Source organism: Streptomyces sp. NPDC047974 (assembly GCF_040653375.1).
GTDB lineage: Bacteria > Actinomycetota > Actinomycetes > Streptomycetales > Streptomycetaceae > Streptomyces.
Window position 1 is genome coordinate 14082 of record NZ_JBEZNU010000055.1, and the last position, 9379, is coordinate 23460.

Sequence of the window (9379 nt, forward strand, 5' to 3'; positions counted from 1 at the left end):
GGCCGGTGGCTCCGGTGGCTCCCGCCGGGCCCTCCGGACCCGTGGCTCCGGTGGCTCCCGCCGGGCCCTCCGGACCTGTGGCGCCCGTGGCTCCTGCCGGGCCCTCGGGACCCGTGGCTCCGGTCGCACCCGCCGGGCCGGTCGCGCCCGTGGCGCCGGTCGGACCGGTCGGACCGGTCGGGCCCGTGGCGCCGGTCTTGCCCTTGTCGCCCTTCGGGCCCTTCGGACCGGTCGGGCCGGTGGGGCCCGTCGGGCCGGTCTTGCCCTTGCAGCCGCCGGCCACCGTCGCCGGGTCACCCGGAACGGCCTCCTGCGCCAGCAGCTCCTCCAGGGAGGCGGCCGCCTCGGAGCCCGGCAGGGCCCGGGTCTTGCAGCCCGTCATCGGGTTCGACACCGCCGTGTCCGAGGCCGGGGCCTGCGGGGTGCCCCACGCCGAGGCGGTCGGCGCGAAGCCGGTGAGGACGAGCGCGACCGAGGCGAGCGCGCCGCCGCCGAGCCAGGCACGACGCCGGGGCAGCGGGCCGAGCGGGGACCGGGTCCTGGGGTCAGGACGCATGAGGGTGCTCCTTCCTCCGCCGGCGCCCAGCGGCGCCGGCGCGAGTGCCGGTGGGGGAATCCGCCGCGGGGGACCACGGCGGATCCGGATCTGCGAAGTCCGAAGTGGGATGAACTTCCCATCAGGTCATCGGACCGTCGCCGCGCCGCCTTGACGGCCCCCGGGGCACTCTCAGCGCACTGGCGTAGCGGCGCCAGCCGAACGGATGCGTACACGCCGGGGAACCCGGAACCCCCGGTCGGCGCGCCGCCGCCGTGCCCGTACCGGCCCGTGCCTACCGTCGCCCCCCGACCGAACCGCGAGAAGTGGTGTTGCCATGCGGCCGTCCCTCTGCTTGTGCATGATCGTCAAGAACGAGTCCTCGGTCATCGAGCGGTGCCTCGCCTCCGTCCGAGACCTCGTGGACACCTGGGTCGTCTCCGACACCGGCTCCACCGACGGCACCCAGGACCTGGTGAGAAGGGCCCTCGCCGGCATCCCGGGGGAGCTGGTCGAAGAGCCGTGGGTGGACTTCGGGCACAACCGCAGCCTGAACATCGCCCGGGCCCGCGCCCGCGGGGCCGACTACCTGCTGCTCCTCGACGCCGACCACGTGCTCCGCCAGGACGGGCCGCTGCCGGAGCTGACCGCCGACGCGTACATGCTGCGCCACGCGGGGGAGGTCGAGTACCGCATCAAACGGCTGGTCAGAGCGGCCCTGCCGTGGCGTTACGAGGGCGTCACCCACGAATACCTGACCGCGGACCGCGACCACGAGCAGCGGAACCTGGACGCGCTCGTCATCGAGGACCACGCCGACGGCGGCTCACGGCACGACAAGTTCGAGCGGGACGCCCGGCTCCTCGGCGCCGAACTCGTCCGCGACCCGGGCAACCCCCGGACCGTCTTCTACCTCGCCCAGACCATGCGCGACATGGGCCGCACGGGAGAGGCGATCGGGCTCTACGAGCGGCGCGCGGCCATGGGCGGCTGGGCCGAGGAGGTGTACTACGCGCTGCTCCAGGCCGGGGTGCTGGCCGCGGAGGCGGGCGACTGGCCGGCCGCGCAGGACGCCCTGGTCCGCGCCTGGGAGGCCCGCCCGGAGCGCCTGGAGGCGGTGTACGAGCTGGCCTCGCGGCTGCGCGTGGCCGGTCGGCACCACACCGCGCACGCCCTGCTCGGCGCCGCCCTCGACCGGCCCGCGCCCGCCGACGACCTGCTCTTCGTCCAGCCGTGGGTGTACCGCTGGGGGCTGCTCTTCGAGTACTCGATCACCGCCTACTGGGTCGGCGACCACGCGGCCGCGCTCGCCGCCTGCGACCGGCTCCTCGCCCTGCCCGACCTGCCCGCGCCCTACCGCGAGCAGACCACCGCCAACCGGGAGTTCGCGATCCGCGCCCTCGGGGTGCCGGCCCAGGTCTGAGCCGGCACCCCGGAGGCGACGGGGAGTCAGGGGAGTCAGCGGACCCGGGAGCGGGCCTCCATCGCCCCGCGGGCCGCGGCCTCCGACTCGTACACCTCGCACATGTGCCGGCCGTCCGGGGTGGCCGTGTGCTCGACCTCCCAGAGGCTCAGCTCGCTGCCGTCGAGCAGCAGGAACTGGTGCTCGTAGAGGGTGAAGCCGGCGTCCCGGCCGCCCTCCACCGGGCAGTTGCGGCCGAAGACCTGGGTGATGTGGTGGGCGAAGGCGATCCGCAGCCGGCGGGCGGTCCGCTCGCCGGGCCGGTCGCCGTTCTCCGCGCGCCGCAGGACGCGGCGGGCGTGGTCCGCCGAATTGTCCGGCACGTACATCCGGGGCTGGGCCGGTATCGGATGGGCGAGGAGCGCGCCGAGCGCGGCCAGGTCGTCGTCCTCCTCCAGCGGACGCCCGTCGGACCGCTCCACCGTCCACTCCGGCAGCGGTCCCGAGGGCAGCCGGGACGCGGCGAGCCGGGCCTCGGCCTCCTCCGCGTACAGCTCGTGCTGCTCGGCACCGTCCCGGCCCGCGTTGTGCGCGAGCTCCCACAGGACGAGGGCGCTGCCGTCGGCGAGCAGATAGGTGTGGCGGTAGGTGGTGCGGTTCAGGGTGGAGCTGTGGTGCGAGGAGTGCAGCGCGGTGGAGTGGGCGAGCGCCGACTCCAGGCGCTCCACCATCGCGTCGGGCAGGTCGAAGGAGTTGAGCGCCCGGCCGAGGAGCCGCTCGACGTGCGTCTCGGTCGTCTCGTACGGATCGAGGTGATCCCGCGGATCGTTCAAGAGGGTCTCCAGGCCGTCGCCGCATGTCACTTGGTGCTTGCTTAACGTAGTCCCTGGGTCCGACAACGGGGTCGGGGTTACGGAAAACGAGGGGCCCGAGGCGGAAGTTCCCGCAGGCGCGAGCCTCTCGACTCCCGTGCGGTTACCGGGAGTACGGTCGTCTACCCCCTGCCGTACAGCTCCCCGTACGAAGGGAAGTCGCCGCCCGGCCCCCGCCGGCCGCCCGGCGCCGCCAGGACCGCCCGGACGATCGCCCGCGTCACCAGGTCGGCACCGGCCGCCAGGATCTCGTTCAGGGCAAGCGGCCCCGGCGCGGCGGGCAGCTCCCGCGCGCCCGTGGCCAGCGCGAAGACCGTGTCCCCGTCGTTCATCAGATGCACCGGCCGGATCGCCCGGGCGATCCCGTCGTGCGCCGTCCCCGCCACCTTCTGCGCCTGCGCCCGCGTCAGCGCCGCGTCCGTGGCCACCACCGCGAGCGTGGTGTTCATCGGAGGGGCGGCGGAGGCCGCACGGGCCTCCGCGAGCCGCAGGGCCGCCGCCTCCCGCACTGCTTCCGGCGGCGGCACGGGCAGACCGCCGCCCTCGAAGAGGCTGCCGTACAGGACCCCCGTCTCCGGGTCGAACGCCGACCCCACCGCGTTCACCACCACCAGGGCCCCCACCGTGATCCCCGACCCCAGACGGACGCCCGCCGTGCCGACGCCGCCACGCACCCCGCCGACCACCGCGCCCGTCCCGGCGCCCACCGCGCCCGTCCCCACGCGCGCGTGGTCCCCCGAAGCCGCCGCGGCCGCCACCGCCGCCCGCCCCGTGGCGGCGTCCGGACGGGCCGCGAAATCACCGCCGCGGCCCAGGTCGAAGACGCACGCCGCCGGCACCACCGGCACCACGTGCGCCGGATCCGGCCCCACGCGCACCCCCCGCCGGTGCTCCTCCAGCCAGGCCATCACCCCGGCGGCCGCCTCCAGGCCGTACGCGCTGCCCCCGGTCAGGACCAGCGCGTCGATCCGCTGCACCAGGTTCCTCGGATCCAGGGCGTCCGTCTCCCGGGTGCCCGGCCCCCCGCCCCGTACGTCCACGGCGGCCACCGCCCCGCCCTCCGGGGCGAGCACCACCGTCGTCCCCGACAGCGCCCGCGCCCCGGCCACGCGCGCGTGCCCCACCCGCACACCGGGCACATCGGTGATTCCGTCGGACGAGGGCGCGTCGGCTGTCATGTCCCCTTCCTACCTCAGGAGGGGCCGGCCGTCCTGGCGACCGGGTTGCGCGCGGTGAGCGCCACACCCACCGCCACCGCAGCCGCCGCCACGAGCCCCGCCGCGAACACCGCCCACCGGCCCGCGAACGAACACAGCAGGATCGCCAGCGACGCCCCCGGCAGCACCGCCTGCTGCGCCAGACCCACCTTGAAGTACCGGGCGTGCAACAGCCACACCGACAACAGGAAGACCGCCGACGGGATCGTCACCGACGCCGAAGCCGCCAGCGTGCTGATGTGCGCCTTCCCGACGGCCTGCTCGACCGCGATCTCGATCCCCGCGCCGATCGCCGCCGCCGACATGAAGATCACATAGTGGCCGTACCCCCACAGGAACCCCTGCCTACTGTCCGTCAGCCGGTCGTGCGCCGGGACCACGAAATACACCCACCACGCGGCGAACACGATCAGCAGCCCGCCCGCCGCGATCGGCAGCAACTCGTTCAGCGCGTCGTTCTCCACCACCCCCGACTTCACCGCCACCGTCGCCGCCGCCACCGACTCGCCGAGCACGATGATCGTGAACAGGCCGTACCGCTCCGCGATGTGATGCGGATGCCAGGTGCTCGGCGCGTCCTTCTCCGCGTACACCGGCACCGCCAGCTCCGCCAGCGCCATCACCAGGAACACCCACGGCTGCGCCCCCTCCGGCACGAACAGCAGCGCCAGCCAGCCGATCTGCACGGCCAGCACCCCGCCCGCGTACCGCCGGCACATCGTCCGCTCCTCCGCCGACGAGGCGTGGTGCGCGGCCCGCAGCCACTGCGACGCGAGCGCCACCCGCATCACCAGATACCCCAGGTACACGACGAGGAAGTCATGGTCCTCGAAGGCACGGGAGACACCCGCGGCCAGGATCAGCACACCCGCGATCTGCACGAGCGTCACGACCCGGTACAGGACGTCGTCGTTGTCATAGGCCGAGGCGAACCACGAGAAGTTCATCCACGCCCACCAGATGGCGAAGAAGACCATCGCGTAACTCACGACGCCCTCGCCCGAGTGGCCCTCGGCGACCGCGTGCACGAGCGACGCGCCCGCCTGGGCGACGGCGACCACGAAGCACAGGTCGAAGAAGAGCTCCAGAGGCGTCGCGGTCCGGTGCGCCTCCTCACGGGAGCGTGCGGTGAGCGGCAGGAAAGGTTGTGTCATCGCCCCAGCACAGCACAGCACGGCAGGGCCGCGCCCCCCGCCGCCCCAGCCACGCGGAACGGTACGGCCTGTCGGGCGGCACCCCCGACAGGCCGCCCCTCCCCCCCGGGACCTAAGGCCGCCCGAGGAGCCGACCTAGGCCCGCCCCGCTCGCGACCATCGGCACTGATCACCCCCTGTTCCCAGGAGCAGCCTGGAAAGGCAAGGAAGAGGCCTCGAAAGGGCTCGCAAACGTCAGGGAAGTCAGGGAAGCGCCATGAGTTCCGTAGTCCAGGGCAGCAGAACCACGGGCGGGTCACCCGCCTCGTACGACACGGCTCAGTACCGCCCCGGCCGGGCCATCACCGACTGGGAGCCGGAGAACGAGCTCTTCTGGAAGTCGATCGGCAGGAAGGTCGCGAACCGCAATCTGTGGATCGCGGTCCCGGCGCTCCTCGTCGCCTTCGTCGTCTGGCAGGTCTGGTCGGTCACCGCGACCAACCTCGCGGACGTCGGCTTCACCTTCTCGACCTCGCAGCTCTTCTGGCTGACGGCCATCCCCGGACTGACCGGCGGCACGGCCCGGATCCTCTACACCTTCCTCGGCCCGATGATCGGCCAGCGGCGGTTCACCGCCCTGTCGACGGTCGTCCTCGTCGTACCGCTGATCTGGCTGGGCATCGCCATCCAGGACCCGACGACCCCGTACACGGTCATGGTCGTCATCGCCGCCCTCTGCGGCATCGGCGGCGCGAACTTCGCCTCCTCCCTCGCCAACATCGGCTTCTTCTTCCCGAAGGCCAGGAAGGGCAGCGCGACCGGCATCAACGGCGGGCTCGGCAACCTCGGCGTCTCCGTCGTGCAGCTGCTCACCCCGATCGTCATCACCTGGTCGACGATCGCCATCGGCTCCGCCCAGCACAAGGCCGACGGCACCCCTGTGTACCTCCAGAACGCCGCCTTCGTCTGGGTCCCCGTCGTCCTCGTCCTGGCCGCCGTCGCCTGGTTCGGACAGAACGACCTGAAGGTCGCCTCCACCCCGTTCAAGCAGCAGAAGATCATCTTCAAGCGCAAGCACAACTGGCTGATGACCTGGCTGTACGTCGGCACCTTCGGCTCCTTCATCGGCTTCGCCGCCGCGCTGCCGATGCTGATCAAGACCACCTTCCCGGACTACTCCGTCGCCACCTACGCGTGGATGGGCCCCGCCGTCGGCGCGCTCGCCCGCTGGGCCGGCGGCTGGATCGCCGACAAGTGGGGCGGCGCCCGGGTCACCATCCTCTCCTTCGCGGGCATGGCCCTCTCGATCGTCGGCGTCATCGACTTCCTGCCCTCGGGTGGCGACGCCGGCAACTTCCACGGCTTCTTCCTCTGCTTCCTCGCCGCGTTCTTCTTCTCCGGAATCGGCAACGGCTCCACCTTCCGCCAGATCCCGGTCATCTTCCGCGGCACCCACCTGAAGGGCCTCACCGAAGGCACCCCCGAACACGCCAGGGCCCTCAAGCAGGCCGAAATGGAATCGGGCGCCGTCACCGGCTTCACCTCCGCGATAGCCGCCTACGGATTCTTCTTCATCCCGGCGCTCTTCGGCTCGGTCGCCGTCACCAGCGCGATGTGGGGCTTCGTCGCCTTCTACGTCAGCTGCATGGTCGTGACCTGGTGGTTCTACGCCCGCAAGGGCGCCGAGGCACCCAGCTGACCCGACCGCGACCCCCTGCGGAAAGGCCCCGCCACGGCGGGGCCTTTCCGCAGGCCCGGAGCGGGACCTCGGTCCATCGAGAGGTGACCATTGCCGCCCGGAATGATCGATCAAAAGGGGTGCAATGGAGGCAAGCGAAAAAGCTGGTTCGAGCGATCGAGAAGGCGGTGCGGGCAGTGACTGCGACCCCTGCTGAAGCAACGGTGAACGACGGCGCCTGGAAGGGCTTCAAGGGCGGACTCTGGCGCGACGCCATCGACGTCCGCGACTTCATCCAGCAGAACTACACCCCGTACGAGGGCGACGACGCCTTCCTCGCCGGCCCCACCGAGCGGACCACCGCCGTGTGGCGGGCGATCACGGACAGGTTCCCCGAGGAACGCGCCAAGGGCGTCCACGACGTCGCGTACGACATCCCCTCCACCATCACCGCCCACGCCCCCGGCTACATCGACCGCGACAAGGACCTGATCGTCGGCCTCCAGACCGACGCCCCGCTGAAGCGGGCGATCATGCCCTACGGCGGCTGGCGGATGGTCGCGAGCGCCCTGGAGACCTACGGCTACCCCGTCTCCCCGGAGCTGGAGAAGGTCTTCACCCAGTACCGCAAGACCCACAACGCCGGCGTCTTCGACGCCTACACCCCGGAGATCCGCGCCGCCCGCAAGGCCGGCATCGTCACCGGCCTCCCCGACGCCTACGGCCGCGGCCGCATCATCGGCGACTACCGCCGCGTCGCCCTCTACGGCGTCGACCGCCTCATCGAGGCCAAGAAGGAGGAGAAGGCCGAACTCGACGTCCTCCCGGCCGGCGACCGCTCCCTGGAGGAGACCATCCGGCTCCGCGAGGAACTGTCCGAGCAGCTGCGCGCCCTCGGCGAACTGAAGGCCATGGCCGCCTCGTACGGCCACGACGTCTCCGGCCCCGCCGCCACCGGCCGCGAGGCGATCCAGTGGCTGTACTTCGCCTACCTCGCCGCCGTGAAGGAGCAGAACGGCGCCGCGATGTCCCTCGGCCGCACCTCCACCTTCGTCGACGTCTACCTCCAGCGCGACATCGAGGCCGGCCTCCTCACCGAGGAACAGGCCCAGGAACTCGTCGACGACTTCATCATCAAGCTCCGCATCGTCCGCTTCCTGCGCACCCCCGAGTACGACGAGCTGTTCTCCGGCGACCCGACCTGGGTCACCGAGTCGATCGGAGGCATCGGCGAGGACGGCCGCCCGCTCGTCACCAGGACGTCCTTCCGCTACCTCCAGACCCTCTACAACCTCGGCCCGGCCCCCGAGCCGAACATGACCGTCTTCTGGTCGCCGCGACTGCCGCAGGGCTTCAAGGAGTTCTGCGCGAAGGTCTCCATCGACACCTCGTCCGTGCAGTACGAGTCCGACGAACTGATGCGGCCCCGCTTCGGCGACGACACCGCCATCGCCTGCTGCGTCTCCGCGATGCCCGTCGGCAGGCAGATGCAGTTCTTCGGCGCCCGCGTGAACCTCGCCAAGACCCTCCTGTACGCGATCAACGGCGGCCGCGACGAGAAGTCCGGCGCCCAGGTCGGCCCCGCCACCGGCGCCCTCACCTCCGAGGTCCTCGACTACGACGAGGTCATGGACAGGTTCGACGAGCAGATGGAGTGGCTCGCGAACGTCTACGTCCACGCGCTCAACGTCATCCACTACATGCACGACAAGTACGCGTACGAGCGCATCGAGATGGCCCTCCACGACCGGGACGTCCGCCGCACCATGGCCTGCGGCATCGCCGGCCTCTCCGTCGCCGTCGACTCGCTGGCCGCCATCAGGTACGCGAAGGTCACCCCCGTACGCGACGGGACCGGCCTCGCCACCGACTACCTGATCGACGGCGACTACCCGGCCTACGGCAACAACGACGAGCGCGCCGACGAGATCGCCGTCCGGCTGGTCGAGGAGTTCATGCGGAAGGTGCGCAAGCACCCCACCTACCGGAACGCCGAGCACACCCAGTCCGTCCTGACCATCACCTCGAACGTCGTCTACGGCAAGAAGACCGGCAACACCCCCGACGGCCGCCGCGCCGGCGAACCGTTCTCCCCGGGCGCCAACCCGATGAACGGCCGCGACACCCACGGCTACGTCGCCTCCGCCCTCTCGGTCGCCAAGCTGCCGTACGAGGACGCCGAGGACGGCATCTCGCTCACCAACACCGTCACCCCCGACGGCCTGGGCCGCACCCCCGAGGAGCGCGTCAGGAACCTCGCCGGCGTCCTCGACGGCTACATGGCGAGCGACGGCTTCCACATGAACGTCAACGTCCTCGACCGCGACGTCCTCATGGACGCCATGGAGCACCCGGAGAACCACCCCCAGCTCACCATCCGCGTCTCCGGCTACGCGGTCAACTTCGTCCGCCTGACGCGCGAACAGCAGCTGGACGTCCTGAACAGGACCTTCCACGGCGCCCTCTGACCGACGGGCCCCGCACACACCGGAGGGACGGAGAGGGCCTCGGTGAGTCCGGCGGGCGCGTTGGTGAAGAAGCG

The 9379-nt window shown here is 71.8% G+C and carries 6 protein-coding genes and 1 pseudogene; 3 read left to right on the plus strand and 4 right to left on the minus strand.

Features of this window, described 5'->3' with window-relative positions:
- Positions 1 to 556, minus strand: a pseudogene (locus AB0E19_RS36715) (hypothetical protein); the annotation flags it as partial.
- A gap of 340 nt (positions 557 to 896) precedes the next feature.
- Here AB0E19_RS36715 and AB0E19_RS36720 point away from each other — a divergent pair.
- Positions 897 to 1958 carry a glycosyltransferase gene (locus AB0E19_RS36720; protein ID WP_362188941.1) on the plus strand — a complete coding sequence of 354 codons (1062 nt, stop codon included), beginning with the start codon at positions 897 to 899 and terminating at the stop codon, positions 1956 to 1958.
- A gap of 35 nt (positions 1959 to 1993) precedes the next feature.
- Here AB0E19_RS36720 and AB0E19_RS36725 read toward each other — a convergent pair whose 3' ends face one another.
- The 3 genes from AB0E19_RS36725 to AB0E19_RS36735 form a co-directional block, all read right to left on the minus strand.
- A complete protein-coding gene (locus AB0E19_RS36725) occupies positions 1994 to 2770 on the minus strand; it encodes a DUF6227 family protein (protein WP_362188944.1) in 777 nt (258 codons plus the stop codon).
- 161 nt (positions 2771 to 2931) lie between these two features.
- Positions 2932 to 3987, minus strand: coding sequence for a P1 family peptidase (locus AB0E19_RS36730; RefSeq protein ID WP_362188947.1), 1056 nt, complete (start codon positions 3985 to 3987; stop codon positions 2932 to 2934).
- A 14-nt stretch (positions 3988 to 4001) separates the two neighbouring features.
- The gene (locus AB0E19_RS36735; RefSeq protein WP_362188950.1) at positions 4002 to 5180 is read right to left on the minus strand and encodes a low temperature requirement protein A; all 1179 of its coding nucleotides are present in this window, start codon (positions 5178 to 5180) and stop codon (positions 4002 to 4004) included.
- A 256-nt stretch (positions 5181 to 5436) separates the two neighbouring features.
- Between AB0E19_RS36735 and AB0E19_RS36740 the strand changes: the two genes are divergently transcribed.
- Together AB0E19_RS36740 and pflB are read left to right on the plus strand one after the other, a co-directional pair.
- Positions 5437 to 6858, plus strand: a complete 1422-nt coding sequence (locus tag AB0E19_RS36740) for an MFS transporter (protein WP_362188953.1) — start codon at positions 5437 to 5439, stop codon at positions 6856 to 6858.
- 167 nt (positions 6859 to 7025) lie between these two features.
- The gene (gene pflB / locus AB0E19_RS36745; protein WP_362188956.1) at positions 7026 to 9305 is read left to right on the plus strand and encodes a formate C-acetyltransferase; all 2280 of its coding nucleotides are present in this window, start codon (positions 7026 to 7028) and stop codon (positions 9303 to 9305) included.
- The last annotated feature ends 74 nt before the right edge of the window (positions 9306 to 9379 follow it).